The sequence below is a fragment of the Moorena sp. SIO3A2 genome, assembly GCF_010672265.1.
Taxonomy (GTDB): Bacteria; Cyanobacteriota; Cyanobacteriia; order Cyanobacteriales; family Coleofasciculaceae; genus Moorena; species Moorena producens.
In genome coordinates, this window is sequence record NZ_JAAHHC010000025.1 from 68,461 (window position 1) to 87,861 (window position 19,401).

The 19,401-nt window shown below is 44.7% G+C and carries 12 protein-coding genes and 1 tRNA gene; 7 read left to right on the forward strand and 6 right to left on the reverse strand.

Going from position 1 to position 19,401, the window contains the following annotated elements:
• Positions 1-481 precede the first annotated feature (481 nt).
• Positions 482-649 carry an NblA/ycf18 family protein gene (locus F6K64_RS24350; protein WP_008183188.1) on the reverse strand — a complete coding sequence of 56 codons (168 nt, stop codon included), beginning with the start codon at positions 647-649 and terminating at the stop codon, positions 482-484.
• 477 nt (positions 650-1,126) lie between these two features.
• Here F6K64_RS24350 and F6K64_RS24355 point away from each other — a divergent pair, with 477 nt between their 5' ends.
• The 3 genes from F6K64_RS24355 to F6K64_RS24365 all read left to right on the forward strand — a co-directional run bounded on the left by F6K64_RS24355 (position 1,127) and on the right by F6K64_RS24365 (position 3,471).
• Complete coding sequence (locus tag F6K64_RS24355; RefSeq protein ID WP_502708064.1) at positions 1,127-1,777, forward strand: phycobiliprotein lyase; 651 nt, start codon at positions 1,127-1,129, stop codon at positions 1,775-1,777.
• On the forward strand, positions 1,734-2,318 hold the full coding sequence (locus tag F6K64_RS24360; RefSeq protein WP_287266553.1) for a hypothetical protein: 585 nt from the start codon (positions 1,734-1,736) through the stop codon (positions 2,316-2,318). The genes F6K64_RS24355 and F6K64_RS24360 overlap by 44 nt, the downstream gene beginning before the upstream one ends.
• A 361-nt stretch (positions 2,319-2,679) precedes the next feature.
• Positions 2,680-3,471 (forward strand): phycobilisome rod-core linker polypeptide, encoded by a 792-nt coding sequence (locus tag F6K64_RS24365; protein WP_008183195.1) that lies wholly within the window; start codon positions 2,680-2,682, stop codon positions 3,469-3,471.
• On the opposite strand, the gene F6K64_RS24370 is transcribed toward F6K64_RS24365, so the two are convergent.
• The 3 genes from F6K64_RS24370 to F6K64_RS24380 all read right to left on the reverse strand — a co-directional run bounded on the left by F6K64_RS24370 (position 3,451) and on the right by F6K64_RS24380 (position 8,324).
• Positions 3,451-4,413, reverse strand: coding sequence for an RluA family pseudouridine synthase (locus tag F6K64_RS24370; protein WP_287266555.1), 963 nt, complete (start codon positions 4,411-4,413; stop codon positions 3,451-3,453). The genes F6K64_RS24365 and F6K64_RS24370 overlap by 21 nt on opposite strands.
• A 134-nt stretch (positions 4,414-4,547) precedes the next feature.
• A complete protein-coding gene (locus F6K64_RS24375; RefSeq protein WP_287266557.1) occupies positions 4,548-7,340 on the reverse strand; it encodes a PAS domain-containing sensor histidine kinase in 2,793 nt (930 codons plus the stop codon).
• A gap of 294 nt (positions 7,341-7,634) precedes the next feature.
• The gene (locus F6K64_RS24380) at positions 7,635-8,324 is read right to left on the reverse strand and encodes a C40 family peptidase (RefSeq protein ID WP_008183202.1); all 690 of its coding nucleotides are present in this window, start codon (positions 8,322-8,324) and stop codon (positions 7,635-7,637) included.
• A gap of 524 nt (positions 8,325-8,848) precedes the next feature.
• Here F6K64_RS24380 and F6K64_RS24385 point away from each other — a divergent pair.
• Positions 8,849-9,970 carry a hypothetical protein gene (locus F6K64_RS24385; RefSeq protein WP_131827235.1) on the forward strand — a complete coding sequence of 374 codons (1,122 nt, stop codon included), beginning with the start codon at positions 8,849-8,851 and terminating at the stop codon, positions 9,968-9,970.
• 423 nt (positions 9,971-10,393) lie between these two features.
• Here F6K64_RS24385 and F6K64_RS24390 read toward each other — a convergent pair.
• Positions 10,394-10,482 (reverse strand) — tRNA-Ser (locus F6K64_RS24390).
• A 584-nt stretch (positions 10,483-11,066) separates the two neighbouring features.
• Between F6K64_RS24390 and F6K64_RS24395 the strand changes: the two genes are divergently transcribed.
• From F6K64_RS24395 to F6K64_RS24405, 3 genes are all read left to right on the forward strand, one after another.
• Positions 11,067-12,431 (forward strand): glycosyltransferase, encoded by a 1,365-nt coding sequence (locus F6K64_RS24395; protein ID WP_008183208.1) that lies wholly within the window; start codon positions 11,067-11,069, stop codon positions 12,429-12,431.
• Positions 12,432-12,856: 425 nt separating this feature from the next.
• Entirely contained in the window at positions 12,857-15,145 is a 2,289-nt protein-coding gene (locus tag F6K64_RS24400) for a GumC family protein (RefSeq protein ID WP_287266559.1), read from the forward strand.
• Between the two features lie 150 nt (positions 15,146-15,295).
• Positions 15,296-17,485: a thioredoxin domain-containing protein gene (locus F6K64_RS24405; RefSeq protein ID WP_287266561.1), complete on the forward strand. Its 2,190-nt coding sequence runs from the start codon at positions 15,296-15,298 to the stop codon at positions 17,483-17,485.
• Positions 17,486-17,513: 28 nt separating this feature from the next.
• Here F6K64_RS24405 and F6K64_RS24410 read toward each other — a convergent pair whose 3' ends face one another.
• Positions 17,514-19,202 carry a peptidoglycan D,D-transpeptidase FtsI family protein gene (locus F6K64_RS24410; RefSeq protein WP_287266563.1) on the reverse strand — a complete coding sequence of 563 codons (1,689 nt, stop codon included), beginning with the start codon at positions 19,200-19,202 and terminating at the stop codon, positions 17,514-17,516.
• Positions 19,203-19,401 lie beyond the last annotated feature (199 nt).

Here is a 19,401-nt window from a genome sequence, read left to right on the forward strand (position 1 = left end):
TGCCCAATTTTGCCTAAGTGCTGATTGACCTGAAAGGGGGGATAATGGCAAGTGAGGTAAAAATCAATCACCCCTAATCTTATCATGTGTGCTACAATTCGGAAGAAGCTTAAGGTGAGCACTATGCAAGCTAGTACGGATTGTAAAGATAATATTTTAAATTCAAGATTGTAAATTTAAACCATTAACAGCCAAGGGGTCTTGGTAAGAATTCCTTGACTATCTAATTACCTAAGTATCTAATTCCCTGAGTATCTCGATGTTCTTACGTAAGTCGAAATTGCTAAAATACACTATTATTATCTAGTAGTAGCCCAGCAAGGGCTAAAGCGCTAGGATGGCTATTAGCAGGTTCAGATCAGCAGCGAAGGTTTAGATTATAGGCGTTCCCATGCTGGTGTAGATTATTCCACTTTAGGTACGACTGAGGCACCCCTTAAAACAAGTCAAGCAAAGTGAAACCTTCGCAGCTAATTAAGAGTTAAGCGTTTTTGAGTAGATGGCGGAATAGATTCTCCTTAACCATCATTTGACGCAAAACTTCCAAGAGATAGGACTGAGCCTCCTCCTGGCTCAAGAGCTTGACTTGGTCTTGGTAGATTTTCATCTGGAACTGTTGCTCCAAACTTAGCTTTCCAGGCGTTTCCATAGGTTTACTCCTAAGCTTACATACGTTGATTAGGGCAGGCGGACGAATGTTCCGACTGCTCTTTTTTTTGGCCGTTGTTAATCAATCTAACACACTTATAGAATACTGTCGATTCTGTCAAGCAATAAGTAATCAAAGATACAAATTGTAATAAAAATCCGGAAAGGCATTATTTACCCTTGTGCCTGTATGTCTGATAGGCTGAGCTCTTTGAATACCGATCATAAATAAATATTGATGGGGAGATGGGAAGATTTTGATTAAAAGTAATTATTCGGACATGATATTACGCAAAACCTGAGGCCAAACCCACCTATATAGTGGCACAATTCCAGTTAGTATCAGTATATGTAGCGTACCAGCGGAAAAGCTGATGGCTTGGGCATCGATGGCTTGTTTGGAAAAATCTCAGGAATATGCAAAAATTAAAGTTTAAGTAAAATTTAAGTAAAAACTCGGTAAACCAAATACTATAATATGGATCCAATTATTGATGCCATGGAATTTTTCCAGCTCAGTGCTGGCAACTGGCGATCGCAACGCACGACCCATCACCTAGCCTTCCGACAAGCAGAGAAGGGAGAGTTGGACATAAATGTAGCTACCTTAGAGGCTGCTCATCCCCAAGTCATTGAACTGTGTGAGCTTCATAAGATTAACCCGAGTTTGGCAGCAGGTGGAGCTTTGGTCAGTTGGCAGGGCACAATGGCTTGGGATCAGAGTGATGACGGTCACAAAGACTCGACGGTGATGGTGGTGGTTCCAGATGCCGACTCTCCTAGAAAAGGTAAGTTATTGCGGGAAAAAGGTTACGCTGAAACCATGCCAGTAGCTGGTCTTTATAAAATGGATGCTCAAGATGGGCTAGTGCTGATTACGGAATATGAAACCATGAGTGCTCATGAGCGTTTCTCGTTTATCACTCCATCTCGGCGGATGCGTACCAGTATAGTGAAACGTTTTGGTGGATTTAGCAGCGCATCATTTTGTATCGAAACCCGGATTGACTCTAATTTAGATAATGGGGCTAGTGCTGGCGCTAATACTGGGGCTAATATTGGCGTGACATCTCAAAAACAACAAAATGTCTTGGCACCGGAAGAGTATTATTCAATCTTGGGCTGGTGATTCCACCATCAGCGATGATCCTTTAATCCGGGGCTACCAGTATCTGAATGCTGTGGGTCAGCTGGCTTTAGACCCAAGTATGGTAGAGATCACTGATAATGTTAAAGAACGCGATCGCATTTATACCTGGATTGGCAATCACATTGATGCCATTAATGGTGAACTCCAGACTTGCCTAGAAGCCTGTCATAGCTGCTATCATGATTCCGGATCTCCCCCAATGCGGATTTTGGCAACCCCTTTAGGGGAAAAGTTTGGTATTGATGGCTTTTGCAACATCTTAGCCACTCCGGCGGTGATATTAATTGATGTCGGACGCATTGCACGGTCTGATTGGTTGAGTATTGTCATCCATGAATATGCCCATGCTCATTTAGGTTCCCCTGGTCACGATCAGCGTTTTTTTGATGTCATTTCCCATCTCTGTTTGGGTCTAGGATTAAAACCGCCACGCTGGCAGTTAGATCTCGAAACTTACCTACGGGATTGGCCAGAGTGTCCATCCAAGACTAATCCACTGTCTTTTTGGATGGGGTATTGAGGGTAGGAGCGATAGGCGAAGGTTAAGCCAGAGCCTAAGGAGGCTATTGTCTAATTCTTTTGGGCTATCCTAATAAATATTAAAAATTATTGCTTTGATTAACGTTTTAATTAATCAAAATTAATAACCTATTCGTGATTGAGGCGATTAACTTAAAAAGGGATACTCAGAGTAATCCCAAAAGAGTACCCTTAGTTGATGAACCGATGACTATTGGCTATTGACGGCTGTCCCGGCTATCACTAGTCGCTTTAGGGATTAAAATATCGATTAAAATATAATTTTTTTATAGACTGACACAGGATTCATTATATATTTGATTAAGGTTTGTAAGATTTTCTAAGAATACGGAGATAAAAACGTGGCTATTCCTTTACTAGGCTACGCCCCTGTGACGCAGAATGCGCGCATAGATGGGTATGAGATACCAGGAGAAGAGCAACCCAGAATTTATTCCACTGAAAACTTGCTCTCCCCCGGGGACATGGATGCCCTAATCGAGGCAGGATACCGTCAGATCTTCTTCCATGCCTTTGCTTCGGATCGTGAACCGTTCCTGGAGTCTCAACTCCGCTTCGGTCAGATCACAGTGCGGGACTTCATTCGTGGGTTGTTGCTTTCTGAAACCTTCAAGACCAGCTTCTATGACAAAAACAGCAACTATCGGGTTGTAGAGCAGTGCGTGCAGCGGGTGCTTGGACGTGATATCTATGGCGAAAGGGAAAAATTAGCCTGGGCAGTTATAATTGCCACAAAGGGTATCCAAGGCTTCGTCGATCAACTGCTCGACAGCGAAGAGTACATGGAGAATTTTGGGTACAACACCGTCCCCTATCAACGGCGTCGAGTGATTCCCGGTCGGCCTCAGGGTGAAACACCATTCAACATCAAATCTCCACGTTACAACGAATACTACCGTGCAGTACTGGGCTTCCCACAAATCATTTGGCAGACCCAGGTGCGCAGTTACGTCCCACAAGACAAGAAGGCCAAGTTAGGGGATCCGTCTCTGTATATGGGCATGGCACGGGAACTGTCTCCCCAAGGCAACACTATCCCACGAATATCAGCTATAAACATCGATTACGAATCCTTAGTGCCATATCGGGCTCAGGAATCTCCGCAAAAGGAACTAGCTGAAGCGAAGTCGTAGCACGTCTAAGAGTTTGATCAAGGCTAGGGGGGGAGGGGCAACAAACTCAATCCACTCCCCAGAAACGGGATGCTGTAGTTGTAGTCGCCAAGCGTGAAGTGCTTGACCCGGTAGATTAACACCGACAGAACGAGCACTGCTGTAAACGGTATCTCCAACAATGGGATGACCAATATAGCTACTGTGGACACGAATTTGGTGGGTGCGACCAGTTTCTAATTGGAAATGCATGAGGGTATAGTTGCCCAGTCGTTCTCGGACTTGCCAATGGGTAATAGCTGGGCGTCCCCCTTTTTCTACTGGCACGACAGCCATTTTCTTGCGGTCTACAGGATGCCGTCCAATCGGTTGGTTAATGGTGCCAGACTCAGCAGACGGAGCACCGTAGACTACACCTAAATATTGTCTTTGAGCAGTTTTGGCTTGGAGTTGGGCTTGTAGATGTCCATGAGCCTGGTCAGTTTTTGCGATCGCAATTGCACCAGTTGTATCCTTATCCAAGCGGTGGACAATGCCTGGACGCTGAACACCACCAATACCTGTAAGTTTAGGACAGTGGGCTAAAAGGGCATTGACAAGAGTACCACTTTCATGACCAGGTGCGGGATGAACTACCAAACCAGCCGGTTTATTGATAATAATCAGAACCTCATCTTCATAAAGAATGTCTAAGGGGATGACTTCCGGTTGTAATTCCAGGGGTTTGGGGTCAGGTATGGTCAGGGAGATGCGATCCCCTAGCTGAACTTTAGCTTTTTTTGAGATGCACACGTGATCATTCACTTGCACGTTGCCTTGTTCAATCAGCTTCTGGATACGAGAGCGAGACAAGTCAGGTGTTTGTTGGGCAATATAGCTGTCAAGGCGATAACTGGGAGTGGAACCAGTAGACTTGCTAGTTTCCTGAACTTGCAAGAATTTGATAGAAAGCTGAGGGGTCATTGTTGAGCGTTGATTGTCAACCGAACTGAGAATTAGGAATACAGAAGACTTTAATTATGTATTCATTATCAATAATTAACAATTAACTAAAGCCGATCAACTATTGTAGAAGTGATTAACCGGATTTGATATTATTAATTATTTGGGTTCGTAGCAAAGTGCAGCGGTAGGGTAACCGTAAATGTAGTTCCCACCCCAACTTCACTGTTTACAGCAATTGTACCCTCGTGCAAGTCTAAACATTTTTTGACAATTGCTAAACCCAGTCCAGTCCCAGGGATGCTGCCAACATTACTTGCTCTTTCAAAGGACTCAAATAGTTGATCTTGGTCTTTTTTAGGAATACCGATCCCCTGATCTTGGACCTGGATTACTGCGGTCGAAGAATTGCAATTGAGTTCAAATTTGATAGTACCTCCTTCTGGAGAATACTTAATGGCATTTAAGAGCAAATTGTTAACGACATGACTCAAAAGTCTTTCATCGATTAGGACATCTTGGCAACTACCATGACTAAGGAATATCAGGTTATGGTTAAAACCCAGGTTAATTTTGATATTTTCGAGTATGTCCTGACACAAAGCAACTAAATCCATGGGTTCTGGCTCAAACTTGAGTTTCCCGGCATCGGCTTTCCCAATGGTTAGAACATCATCCAAAAGTTGAGTCATCCGGAGCACAGCATGCTGGATTTTATCATGGTGCTTCAGTTTTTTCTCAGCGGACAATTTTTGCTCATAGCGTTGCAGCATTTGAGCAGAAGATTGAATGGTAGTCAGGGGCGTACGAAACTCGTGAGAAACTAATGAAACGAAACCTGAGCGGAGTTGACCGAGTTCTTTTTCCTTAGCCAATGCCTTACGAATATCTGCTTCTGCTTGCTTGAGTTCAGTGATATCCCTTCCCACCGCCTGGCATTCTATAAAGTGGCCATGTTCATCAAACATAGCTCGATCACTCCACTGCTGCCAGCGAATTTCTCCAGAGTCGAGAAGAACTCGGTGTTCGTAAGTGTTGATCGGATTCTCTACAGAAAGAGAACGGAAGTTCCGGGTCACAATGTCTTCGTCTTCCGGAGGCATTTTTGGCAAAAATACTTGCCCTACTAATTCAGATCGGTCTTTGCCAAAATAGCGGCAGTAAGCATCATTGACAAACGTTAGGGTGCCATCAAGTTTCAACCGACAGATCAGTTCAGTTTGATCTTCAATGATGGCACGAAATCGTTCTTCACTGTGTCGCACCGCCTCCTCTGCCTGCTTGCGTTCTGTAATGTCTTCAACCATGCTCAAAATACACAGGATTTCTCCTGCTTGATCTCGCATAGCCATCATGGTTAAATTACCCCAGAGGGTATCTTGATTCTTTTTTAGGTAACGTATTTCTAACTTAAAACTATCAATTTCTCCTTGTATGACCTGCTTAATATAAGGCTTGGCTTTTTCTAGGTCTTCAGGATGAGTAATTGCCAAACCATTGAGAGCCATTAGTTCAGACTTGGTGTATTCGAGCATTTCATAAAAAGCCCGATTCACCTGAATAAACTGATAATCCAAATCTGAAAGTGACATTCCGATAGGTGCTTCATCAAACACCCTTCCAAATTGGGCATCTTTCTCGTCTAAAGCCGCTGCTGTATTTAGTCTCAATTGCTGATAGGCTTGGCGTAGTTCTACCTCTGCCTGCTTGCGCTGGGTAGTATCTTGGATAATCCCGATAACTTGATAAATATTTCCTTGCTCATTTAGCAGGGGAATATAGGTAGCAAGGACAGTGAGTTCACCAACCTCTGGCAAAGTCAGAGTAAGTTCTTCGACTTGTGGTGTACGGGTTTCCACAGCCTTTTGTAGCAGTTTCACATAGATATCCTTAAATACAGGTGGATAGATTTCCTCGTCAGTGTGACCCAGTAGTGGTGAATCAGACACTCCAGTAAGCTTAACGCCTTGTTGATTGATAAACTGGAGCCGCCGCTGGGCATCATAGATCATAAATGTACCGGGGAAATTATCCACTGCTAGGCGAAATCTTTTTTCGCTCAGGCGTAATGCCTCTTCTGCCTGTTTGCGCTCCGTGATGTCAACAATTAACCCCAGCACACGATTGAGATTACCCGAACTATCTAGGTAAAACTGTCCTTTGTTCTCAACCGTGATGTATGTGCCATCCTTCTTACGGATCCGATACTCAAGATGAATAGGCTCCTTAGTGACAATCACCCGTTCTATGGTGTGTCGGTATTGTTCTAAATCATCAGGATAAATTAATTCATCCCACCCTTGCCTAGTGTTGGTGAGTTCTCCTGGGTAATAACCCAATACTTGTTCAATATTGTGACCCCAAATCAATTCATTTGTCTGGGTATTCCATTCGTAGAGCAACTGACCACTGATTTTACTAACCGCTTCATAGCGATAAAGCCATTCGGTTAATAGAGCAAAGTAATTTTTGAAGTTTTGCTGATCTCGATTCAGATTTTCACAGCCCTTACTACCTTCATAGGAGCCAGTAGAGTTACCATCGTCCAATCCAGATTTTAGCTCTTTAATGCTAGTGATATCTTTAGCAACAGCATAGAAAAGACCCTGTTCATCCTGTGAAATTCTCCAAGCCAGCCAACGCAAGCTACCATCTTTGTGGTAAATTCTATTCCGGTATTCGACTAGTTTTCCTTGACCACAATCACGAAGGGCATTGAGAGTAACTTCCCGATCTTCTGGATAAATCCACTCAATCCAAGGTCGCGATCGCAATTGGGAGCAAGTCCAACCTAGAACCTTTTCCCAAATCGGATTGAGTTGTTGAAAATATCCGTTTTGACCAAAGGTGCATAATAGATCAAGTGATAAAGAAAACAAGATCTTTAGGGCGGACTCTGCCTCTGCCATTGTTTCAGTACTTTTTATGTGAGACTGAGTGGTGTTCATTGCTGGGCTCGATCCGTCAGAAATTCTACAGATAAGCTAGGGATACATCTACCCACAGTCTTCCCTCAATAATCAGTATAATCACAAGATCATCAGCAGGAGTATTTTAGAAAGCTCAGAAGATTTCTCTAAGGAAAGGAAATTTTGAGGACATTTTGTGGTAATATTTTTTAGTCTTTTGCCCTGAAGCCCTGCTGAGAGCTTTACAGTAAGCCTGATTGGCATGTTCTCTTCGAGCAGTACCGTCCTAGATAACTGTGCTAGATAATTGGGCTAGATAATTGGGCTAGGTGACTAGGGCTGATAACTTGCCACAACTCGCCCAGCTCCGTAGCGCTGTCGGTAATAATACTTTGTTATCTCATCCCCTTGTTCTGAAAGCTGGTCAATTGCAATCCCATTACGACCATGATCAATACCCGAACTATGAATGTAATCACCATCACCTAGATACAATCCTACATGGTTCACTTTTTGGGCGGTAGCGAAAAAGACCAAATCTCCTGGTTGTAATTCCTCCATTCTAATGGTTTGGGTGAAAGCTGCTTGCTGATAGGAATCTCTGGGTAACCAAATCCCCGATGCTGCAAACGCTGCTTGCATCAACCCTGAACAGTCATAGTTGGGAGCTACTGTACCCCCCCAAAGGTAGTAGGGATTTTGGTGCATTGCTGCTTTAGTAAACCCAATCACCGCTTTTATTCGTGCTTGGATTTGAGCTGGAGACAGAGAAATGGGGCGATAAGGAGTGTTAGCTATGTCCAGTAGAGCCAAATCCGACACAGGCAACCAACCAGAATAGTTATCTTCGCACAGACATACTTCTAAGGCATTACCGACAGGTGGGACAGACTTGACCCACAAGTGCCTTCCCGTAGCTGCTTGTGTTGTTAAACGCTTACAGTTGGGCGAATCATAGAGGTTGAGATTAGCAAGACAGTAGTATTCCAAATCATTGGCTCGTAATTGCTCAAGCAAAACCATAGTATAGGAAGCGGGAACTCACACTCAGATTATGGTCCTTTTCTAGAAGGATAAACAACTAGGAAGATTAAGCAGCGAAATCAACCGTTGCCCCAAGAGCCACCTTTCCCTAACTGCCTCATGATCAAATTACTCTGATCGAGCGCCTCAGGAGCTGGCAAGTGGACTTACCCCACTCAGAGGAAAAATCAGGGGCCAACGCCAATCGGTAATTTCCGATCGGGCAACCGGAAATAGAGAATTGCAGAGGTTTTACAGGTGTAGATGCCTAAGTCCTGTGTTAGTGATGTTTACGCAGGGCAAAACTAAAAGCCAAAATGAGGTTATTCTGCTCTTTGTATCTGGTAAAGTTCAAGGGATGAGTAGACTATCCTAGGATAGGGTTCAAATTTTTGAGTACCTGACCTGATCTGATGTGACTAGCAGCTACAAGTTACTGACCAAGAACTATAACTTTTAGCTTTTGGCTAACTGCTAAGTTTGTTACCCCTAACCAGTCACCAAGTAGTTTTTGAGGAGTGAGTGTGAAGAGTAATTTTCCTAAGACCCTTTCGATCCAACTGAGTATGGCAGTATTGACGATGGTCAGTTACCAGCTGTCTGCTACTGCTGAAACACCTCGCTATAATTCATCGGTAAAGCAATTTACCCAGACAGCAGCAGCCGTCAGACCTGAGCAATTAGCAGCAACTTCCACCATCACAGTTGACCCTAATCGATTTAATCCGGAAACTACACAAACTCCTAAAAATATATTCAGACCAACTAGTCTGCCATCAGGGAATCTCAACACTATCACTGACCATCGAGCTAATTCCCGTTTAGGGCAATTGGACAGGATAGGAGCAGCGGTTCGTGCCAGTAAGTCGGTAGGGTCTCCTAGTGAATTAGTCAACCGCTCCCAATTCAATGGCTCAGTTGCACCAATTGCTGACTATACAGTCAGACAGAAGCAGGTACCATTAGCCAATTTAGAAACTATCCAGGAGTATCCTGCTGATCCCCCCAAACAAGAGCTAGAACCGATCACTGAGGAATACCAAACACCTTCTCAAGAGTTTAATAATCCTGTGGTAGCTCCACCGAGACCAGGGACTTTAGCTACATCTGTGGCAGCTCTAAAAATACAACTAGATCAAGCCACCTCTGACACCTCACCAGCCATCTCCTATGAAGTAGGCACCCCTGTAGCTCAGAGAAATATTGATCCTACTGGCAACAGCCTTGGGGTTGGAAACTATGTTGGAATTGGCGGTCATATCGGTTTTACTGATGATGGCACCAATATTGGTCGAGGTGGCTTTATGATTAACGGCAAATATGATTTATCCCCCACCTTATCAGTTCGTCCTAGCATACTAATCAATGATGATGCTACCTTTGTGATCCCAGCTACTTACAACTTTATTTTCCAGGATGAACCGTTTGAGCCGCCTACTTACTCAGCTTTCGCTGGTGGTGGTTTGGCTTTTTCTACAGGTGATGACAACAATGTGGGTTTAATCGTTACTGGTGGTGTTGATTGGCCATTTGGACCCAATTTTGTGGCCAATGCTGCCTTAACTACTGGAATTTTTGTTGATGGTGCCGCAGATCTCGGAATTTCCTTTGGCATTGGTTATAGCTTCTCTAACTTTGGCAAGTAGAAAAGGGACAAATATAGCAGAAGTCAGAAGTCAGAAGTCATTTGTCAGAAGTCATTTGTCAGAAGTCAGAAGTCATTTGTCAGAAGTCATTTGTCAGAAGTCAGAAGTCAGAAGTCAAACTCTTGCGCTTCTTGATGCAGTCGCTCATGGGGGAAACCCCCAAGACCGTAATGGTGCGCTTGACCTTGGCGAATTAAATTCGCCACGGGTCGCACCTCTGCATCGCTTACAAAGGGTGTGAGACTAATGTCGATGTCCTAACTGCCCTGGCGACTGCTATATAAGCAAAGGAGGGATAAGATTCAGTAATGACCCATCTTATCCCTCCTTTTTTACAAGGATCTAGGTAGACTGCTTCCCCAAGCAAGGAAAGTTGGATTTTTGCCAAAAGTAGATTTTTGCAAGTTAGTTGATGATACTCAACGGAGAGGGAGGGATTCGAACCCTCGGATAGGCCTGAACCTATCAACAGATTAGCAATCTGCCGCTTTCGACCACTCAGCCACCTCTCCAAGGTGGTGTCAATCCATAATAGCACATTTTTGAGGTTGTCAACTGCTAGTAATGTAAATTTTCTGATTAGAAACCATGAGCGATCGCTCACACCACTGCAATAGGAAAATGCAATACGAAAATTTATGATGACTCTCGGACTCTCCCAATCTCTGTCTTGATGCAAAGCGCGAGTGGGGGAAACCACGGCAAAGCGCGAGTGGGGGGAACCCCCAAGACCGTAATGGTGCGTTTGACCCGTAATTAAATTCGCCACGGGTCGCACCTCTGCCTCCCCAAGACCGCCCTGCATCGCTGAGAGATCTACTATTTTTAAGTGAGGGAGATTCAGCCTAATACGTGGGTGAAAGCCCAGAAGCATCTTGAATCTGAAAGTATACCATATAATGTCCCCACTTAAGTTATAATTTATATAAATAAATTGTTAAAAATTTACTTCTGTTCACTGATGTGTTAAGCACACCTGAGAGGTTAAAATTTGTTAAGTGAGTGTGTAAAAGCTCGACGCTGAGGGTTTAGCCGGATAGAGGTCAGACTCCCCATACCTGAAAACCTTCTGTAAGCTCCAACATCAAAAAAGCCTATGAATACGAAAAATACACAGCACATTGCTCTGATCTCCGTTCACGGAGATCCAGCGATAGAAATCGGTAAGGAAGAAGCTGGAGGACAGAATGTGTATGTGCGCCAAGTGGGTGAAGCTCTTGCTAAGCAAGGGTGGCAGGTCGATATGTTTACTCGCCTCTCCAGTTCCAATCAAGCCACAATTGTTGAACATACTCCAGGTTGTCGCACTATTCGCCTAACTGCTGGTCCAAAAGCATTTGTGCCACGGCAGGAGATTTTTGAATACTGTGGTGAGTTTTTAAGCCAATTGCTTGAGTTTCAGGAGCAATCAGGCATTGACTACTCAATAGTACATACAAACTACTGGCTTTCAGCTTGGGTAGGTATGGAGTGGAAGAAGCGTCAATCCCTTCTTGATGCAATAGCGAGTGGGGGAAACCAACGGCAGTCGCTCATGGGGGGAACCCCCAAGACCGCGCTGCCTCCCCAAGACCGCGCTGCATCGCTCATTCAAGTTCACACCTATCACTCCCTAGGCGCAGTTAAATACGAGTCAGTAGAAACAATTCCGAAGATTGCTGCTACTCGCTTGGAGATAGAAAAAGCAGTGCTAGAAACATCAGAACGCATTGTTGCTACATCTCCCCAAGAAGAAGAACACATGCGTACGCTAGTTTCAAGTAAGGGCGACATTGATATTATTCCCTGTGGCACCGACATTGACAGATTTGGCAAGATTAACCGCTTAGAAGCACGGCAAAAACTTGGGCAAAGCCCTGAAAACAAAATCATCTTTTACCTGGGAAGGTTTGACGAACGCAAGGGCATTGAAACCCTAGTTCGAGCTGTTGGTTGCTCCCAGTTACGGGGTGATGCTAACTTAAAGCTGATTATTGGTGGTGGTTCTCGTCCCGGAGAGAAAGATGGTATGGAACGCGATCGCATTGAAGGGATTGTAGCTGAATTGGAACTGCAAACTATCACTACATTTCCTGGACGCATTGCTGATGAACTACTGCCAGCTTATTATGCTGCAGCTGATGTTTGCATAGTACCAAGTCACTACGAACCTTTTGGTTTAGTTGCCATCGAAGCCATGGCTAGTGGCACCCCTGTAGTAGCTAGTGATGTCGGTGGTCTTCAGTTTACCGTTGTATCTGAAGAAACTGGCTTACTGGCACCACCCAAAGATGCTAGTGCTTTTGCGGCTGCTATCGACCGGATTCTCTCGGATCACGACTGGAAAAATCAACTTGGTTTAGGGGCAAGAGCAAGGGTAGAACATATGTTTAGCTGGAATGGTGTTGCCCATCAGCTGAGTCAGCTCTATAAGAGCTTGCTGGAAGCAAAATCCGAGAATTTGGCAACAACTAGTGCCTGAAATCTATTGGGCACATTCATTCCCTGGCAATCAGGATAGATCTCAAAGGTTAAAGGATAAAGTTAGGACGCTACTATTCCTTTTGCCTTTTTCGTTAATCCTATTCATCCTGATGGGTGGCATAACTCTTGTATCTGTAAATTGGGAAAGTTTGGTAAATTGGATATCCTCTATTTTGTTGGCGATAGCCTCTTGCTGAGGAATGATATTACATGAACTTTCTTGTTTTCACCTTCAAGCAAGGAAAATTAAAGGTTATTGCTGTTCGCGTAGCGTAGCCCTTCGGGCTAATCGATACTGATCACAATCAACCGCGTTCATCATTGCCTCTGTTGCTGTAACTATCATGTAACTAGGGTTTATGCATCCTACCAGTTATCCAATCTCCAATTCCCAATCCCCAAGTACCAAGAAGAACTTGAATTATGGGTTCCCAAGGAGCTTATAAGCCTTCCCTATCTAACCATAGTGGTCAACACCAGTATCGATCTTCTCCACAACTAACAGGGGGAGCCTATGACTTGGAAGCCAGCAAACTCGATCTGCGTCGTATATTAGCTGCTGCTCGTCGTCGAGCTGTCTTGATGGCAGGGGTGGCCCTTACTGTGACATCGGGAATTATTGCCAAAACCTTAAGTGCAGTTCCGATCTATGAAGGCAAATTCCAGCTGTTACTCGAACCCATATCTGGTGAAAACCCGTTGGAGTTGCAGGGCAAACCCGGGGTAAATAGCATTGCTGCTCCAACTAAAAGTTTCGACTATGACACTCAAATTCAGCTATTAAGCTCTCCTCAGGTTATGTCTGAGATTGTGGAGCAAATTCAAACCCAATATCCAGAAATAAACTATCATACTCTCCGGGAAGGAATCATGGTATCCCGACTGCGAGAAACCAAAATTTTAGAAGTTGCCTACCAAGATTCAGACCCGGAAAGAATTCAATTTGTTTTGGAAAAGGTTGCTCTCGGATACATCGAGTACTCTAAGCAACAACAACAGGCTAGCATCAGACAAGGCATTCAATTTGTCTCGAATCAGCAGCCTAAAATACAAGGGCAAATTAATCAGCTCCAGCTACAACTCCAGCAACTCCAGCAGAAGTACAACCTGATTAATCCACAACTTCAGGGTCAACTGTTGACAAATCGGGTCAATGCTATTGTCGAACACAGAAAAGCTACCCAAACTCAGCTCCGAGAAACGATTATACTGTATGGGAAACTCAAAGGTCAGTTGGGGCTATCGTCACAGCAAGCGGAAGCAGTAGCTAAGCTTATAGAAACACCCCGTTATCAACAATTGCTCAGCCAACTTTCTAACCTAGAAAGTCAGATGGTGTTGGATTTGGCACAATTCAAGGAAAACCAATCTACCTTTGACGGATTAAGGCAACAACAGCAAAATTTACTCCCCCTGTTAAGTCAGGAAGCAGAAAGGGTGATGACTAGCCGTATTCAGGAGTTTGGTGGCAATCCTCAATCGGCTTCTTCAAGTACACTTCGCCTCAATTTGATTCAGCAGCTAGTAGAGACGGCGAACCAAATCAAGGTTTTAGAGATGCGCCAGGCCGCCATCACTAAAGGGGAAAGTCTGATGAGTGAACAACTCAAACAACTAGCTGTGATTGCCAATCGATATACAGAACTCAAGCAGAAGATTGAGGTAGCAACAGAAAGCCTCAACCGCTTTGAGTCAGTTCGGGAAACTTTGGAACTTGAGTCAGCTAAAACCAGCATCCCTTGGCAGACAATTGTCGAGCCGCAACAACCTCAAAAACCAATATCCCCCAATTTGCCTGATACTTTGCTCCTAAGTGCAGTAGCAGGGATAGTTGCAGGTGCCACAGCTGGGTTTTTAGCAGAAAAGTTACATCACTTACTGAACAGCACCGACGATATAAAAGAGTATACTCGCTTACCAATATTAGGCACAATCCCCTTTAACAAAGAACTCCAGAAATCCAATACCGTTACTGGTGTGGGCATAATACCTGAGCCGGAAGCCTCAGCTCCACAACTCGGCGTGGGATCTGGTAGTTACCAGATTTCTCCTGTTTTAGAGGCCTTTCGCTCTCTTCAAGTTAATCTCCAATGTCTGTATTCTGAGAAACCCATTAGCGCTATAGTGGTAAGTTCTGCTGAACCAGCAGATGGTAAATCCACTACAGCTATATTTTTAGCCCTGGCAGCAGCAGCAATGGGGCAAAAGGTTTTACTGGTGGATGCTAATCTGCGCTTTCCTCAGATTCATCAAAAAATGGATTTACCTAATTTGTGGGGACTGAGCGATGTTCTTTCTAGCGAAATCAAGGTTGATGATGTGATTCAGCGATCGCCTCTGGAGGAAAATCTCTGTGTCCTAACTGCTGGTCAAATTTCCACCGACCCCACCCGACTTCTCAATTCCCCAAAGATGCAGAATTTAGTTCAATATCTCAAAGAGCGGTTTGAGCTGGTAATTTTTGATACCCCTCCCCTACTTGGTCTGGCGGATGCAAGACTTCTGGAGCCTAATACCGATGGGATATTGATGGTCGTAGGTTTAGGTAAAGCTAACCAAGTTTTGTTTAAAGAAGCTCTCTCGGAATTGAGAATTGCTCATAGCACAGTATTGGGTATAGTTGCTAATGGTTTAAAAGGTTACACAACCAGAGCCTATGATTACTATCATTATTACTTCGGTAATACTCTTGAGGAAACCAAAGTTTCATAGTGATTGGTCATTGGTGATTGGTGATTTTTAACAACCCTAAGAACAAAGAGTGAATCATAAAGGAATAACGACAAATAACTAACGACAAATACATCAATGATTAAGTACTCACCAAGGTAGACTTAAGATGAAGCGACTACTGAAGCTGTCATGACTAACCGCCTTGCCCAATCCCAAAGCCTTTATCTACGTAAGCATGCTGAAAATCCGATCGATTGGTGGCCTTGGTGTGAAGAAGCGCTATTAACAGCTAAAAAACAAGATAGGCCAATTTTCCTGTCTATCGGTTACTCTAGCTGCCACTGGTGTACGGTGATGGAGGGCGAAGCGTTTTCCAATCAGGCAATTGCCGAGTATATGAATGCTAATTTTCTTCCGATTAAGCTAGACCGGGAAGAAAGGCCGGATATTGATAGCATTTACATGCTAGCATTGCAGATGATCACAGGTCAAGGAGGCTGGCCCCTTAATATTTTCCTGACACCCGATGACTTGGTACCCTTTTATGGAGGTACCTACTTCCCACTGGAACCACGCTACGGACGACCGGGGTTTTTGCAGTTGCTCCAATCAATTCGTCGCTTCTATGATTTAGAAAAAGGCAAGCTTAACACTTTCAAAGAAGACATCCTGGGATACCTCCAACAGGCAGCAGTACTACCCGAATCAGAGCAGCTTGGTGATGATTTGCTCTTTATCGGTGGGCAAGTTAGTGTGGGTGTCGTTAATGCTCTTAATCCAGGTCCACGTTTCCCAATGATTCCCTATGCCAGTATGGCACTACGGGTTACTCGCTTTGATTGGGCATCGGAGTATAACCCAGAGCAGGCTTGTGCAAAGCGGGGATTAGACTTAGCTCAGGGCGGTATTTACGATCATGTCGCTGGGGGTTTTCATCGCTACACAGTTGACCCCACTTGGACAGTACCCCACTTTGAAAAAATGCTCTATGACAATGGGCAGATTATGGAGTACTTGGTAGATTTGTGGAGTGCAGGGATTCAGGAAGCCGCTTTTAAACGAGCGATCGCAGGAACAGTTCAATGGCTCAAGCGCGAAATGACCGCTCCAGAAGGTTTCTTTTATGCTGCTCAAGATGCAGATAATTTCGCGACCCCAGCAGACACTGAACCTGAAGAAGGGGCGTTTTATGTCTGGAGTTATTCAGAACTAGAACAACTGCTAACCCCATCGGAGTTGAAAGCAATTGAGGAGGAATTTACTCTCACCAAAGAGGGCAACTTTGAAGGCAAGAATGTGTTGCAGCGCCGTTACCCAGATCAGTTTTCCCAGAACACTGAAGCTGCTTTGGCTAAACTGTTTGAAGCACGTTATGGTGCCAAACCGGATCTTCTGGAAACCTTTCCACCAGCCAAGACTAATCAAGAGGCAAAAACCCGGAACTGGCTCGGTAGAATTCCACCAGTAACAGACACCAAAATGATTGTTGCCTGGAATAGCTTAATGATTTCTGGTCTAGGGCGAGGCTATAGTGTGTTCCATGAACCGGACTATTGGCAACTAGCAACAGTTGCTGCTCAATTCATCCTCAACAATCAATGGGTAGCAGGACGATTCCACCGACTAAACTATGATGGTCAACCGGCAGTGCTGGCTCAGTCTGAGGATTATGCCTTGTTTATCAAAGCTCTACTGGATTTACATCAGGCAAGTTTGTCAGTAGAACACGCTTCACCAGTTAAACAACCTTGGCCAAAAGGCCACGCTACGCAAACAACAGTTGAACGTTCAAACCTGCCACCGACCAACCTTCAACCGACCAACCTTCAACCGACCAACCGGCAACCGACCAACCTGTCACCGGCCAGTTGGCTAGAGAAAGCTATTAAGGTTCAGGAGGAGTTTGATGAATTGCTGTGGAGTTTCGATAATGGTGGTTACTATAATGCTGCCACTGACCCTAGTGATCAACTGTTAGTACACGAGCGTAGTTATACCGATAATGCGACACCATCTGCCAATGGGGTAGCGATCGCAAACCTAGTACGTCTGGCTTTACTTACTGAAGATCTCCGATACCTTGACCGAGCAGAGCAAGCCTTGAAAGCATTTAGTAGCGTGCTCAACACATCCCCTCAATCCTGTCCCAGTATATTTACTGCTTTAGATTGGTACCGCAATTGCACTCTGATTCGCGCTGGCGCTGACCAACTTACCTCCCTGATCTGTGGGTATTTCCCCGTCAGTGTTTATCAATTAGATACCCATCTGCCAGATTCAGTTATTGGTTTAGTTTGTCAGGGACTTAGTTGTAAACCAGCAGCAACTAACACTGATCAGTTATTAGCACAGGTGCGGACAAGTCAAACCAGAGCTTGAACTCTAGTCATTTTAAAACCGAGTTTTCCTACTGCCGGAAATTTTGAGATGATGGTGGAATTCGCTCAATGGCAATCAGTGCTTCTATAACTGATTTGACTAATGGTGCAGCTACGGTAGAACCAAAGGCAATGCCTTGGGGTTCATCCACTACTGCTAAGACCACATAGCGGGGAGATTCTACGGGCAAAATGCCCACAAAGCTAGTTATCTTGGCATCGCTGTAATAGCCCCCAGTAGGACTGGCTTTCTGAGCCGTACCGGTCTTACCAGCAATCCGATAACCAGCAATGCGGGATGCCTTTCCAGAACCATCGGTTACTACAGTTTCCATCATTTCCACCACTGTCTGAGTAGTGTTGGGGGAAAATACTCGTCTCGGTACCGGACGCCGTGGTTGCCAGTGGGGATTCCCTTTGGTGTCAAACAATCCCCGAACCACATGGGGAGTCACTAGCTTACCACCATTGGCAAGGGCACCTAGCATCTGAGTTAGCTGAATTGGGGTTAAGGAAAAACCTTGACCAAAGGAAGCCGTAGCTGGTTCAATTGGCGAAACTTTAAACTTGTACTTACTTTTGAGCTGTCCAGCGGTCTCAGCTGGTAACTCAATTCCTACTTTTTGCTTTAAGCCTAGCTTCTCTAACCAGTCATAGTAAACCTCAGGTTTCATCTTTCTGATCATCCGCACCATGCCCACATTGCTGGAATGTTGCAGAATCTTGCTGGGATTGATCATGCCCCGAGCGCCTACTGATTTATAGTCATGGTTGAGAATCGGCCATTCGCCAATTTGAATCTTGCCAGTGTCGTTGAACAAGCTTTGGGCTGTAATGGTACCAGTTTCTAATGCGATCGCAACGTTTAGGGGTTTGAATGTAGAACCAGGCTCATACAAGTCTGACAGCGCCCAATTTTTAAACAAACTCACATCGAATTTGGAGTACTGATTGGGGTTGTAGGTTGGCTCACAAACTAGGGCTAACAAGGAACCATTGTGTACATTCATCACTATGATACTGCCACGCTCTGCATTAAACTTCTTGATGGTTTGCTTGAGGGCAGAGCGAGCCGCTCGTTGCAGGCGAGTATCGATAGTTAGTTGTAGCCGCAGGTCATCAAGGTGCATGAATCCTTCTGGCACATGACCTGGCATCAAGGCTCCATTCCCAGCACGGCTCAGTCGGATGTTTCGGATCTCCCGTTCTAGGAACTTTTCTTGGGTGTATTCTAGACCCGCTTGACCCCGATGATCGAAAATGTTTACATAACCCACCACATCCGATGCCAATTCATTTTGGGGATAAAAGCGGGAGTATTGTCGAATCAACTCTAAACCATCTAAGTTCAACCGAGAAATTTGGTCAGCGATCGCTTCTGGGATCGTATTGCCCAAGCGAATACCACTCTTGCGTTTACCGAACCGCTCCTCCAAATCTGTTGGTGTTTTTTTGATCATCGGAGCCAGCAAAGCAGCAATTTCCTGTAAGGATTTTTTGAACAACTTCGGGTGAGCATACAATGTATAGACAGGTCGGTCGATGGCTAAAACATTCCCCTTCCGGTCAACAATAGGACGGCGAGGTACAAACGGCCGCATATATACCATTTGCTGCCGCCGTGCTTTTTCCTCTAGGGACGATCCCTCTGAAACTTGCAAACGGTATAAATTTAGCAACAGCCCACTGCCGCCTGCCATCATTATTACCCATATCATTAGCAGTCTCAAACGGTTGTTTCCCAGTGACTTACCGGGTTTCATAGGGGTTTACGTGACTATCATTGTTTAACAAATATACCTAAATAAATATACTTAAACAGACACACTTAAGTGACATACTCCCGACACTGGCCTATCGGCACAGTGCGGGCTTCTTACCAACACCACCCAAAGGTATCGGCTTTCGCCGACGCTG